The organism is Acidithiobacillus sp. (assembly GCF_027322205.1).
Classification (GTDB): Bacteria; Pseudomonadota; Gammaproteobacteria; order Acidithiobacillales; family Acidithiobacillaceae; genus Acidithiobacillus.
Window position 1 is genome coordinate 1 of sequence record NZ_DAHVHY010000150.1, and the last position, 523, is coordinate 523.

Annotated in this window: 1 protein-coding gene; it reads right to left on the reverse strand. The window is 44.7% G+C overall.

Going from position 1 to position 523, the window contains the following annotated elements; translation table 11 throughout:
• The coding region (locus M7F93_RS11880; RefSeq protein ID WP_298173828.1) for a phospholipase D-like domain-containing protein at nucleotides 1-471 on the reverse strand (471 nt) is incomplete at its 3' end.
• Between the last annotated feature and the right edge of the window lie 52 nt (nucleotides 472-523).

Below are 523 nucleotides of genomic sequence, written 5' to 3' on the forward strand. Positions count from 1 at the left end.
ACCGCTTCCACCGGATTGTTTGTCACTCACGGGGTCTGCACAATTTTTTTGCAGAAATTCAATGAACTTCTTGATACCGATCTCTAGATTATTATCTGGCTCATCAGATGCTTCGATATCGATGACGAGATTGTTCTGGAATGTCGTTTTCGCATTTTTATGCGATTCGAAGTCTATAACCGACTGCGCTCGGCAAGCATCTATCGCTCTATAAGACTCGTTATCCATCCCAAGGCCGACCAGTATGCGAGTTTTGTCAATCTGTGCAACACTGTCGTAAAGCTGGTAGAAACCACTAGAACGAAAATAACCGACTAGCACATCAAATAGTTGGGTGTCAGCAAGTGTGGTTTTGAACCGATCCAGCAATGTCTGGCTTTGGTCGTTGGTAAAGAACGTCAGGTCTGTCTTCTGATTGGACGTTTTTTGATCCGGGTTGTAGTTATTCGCCTTTTGTATTACGGGATTCATAAGCAGCCAACTCCCACGACCCTCAAAAGGTATTGCTCACACTAACCACCCC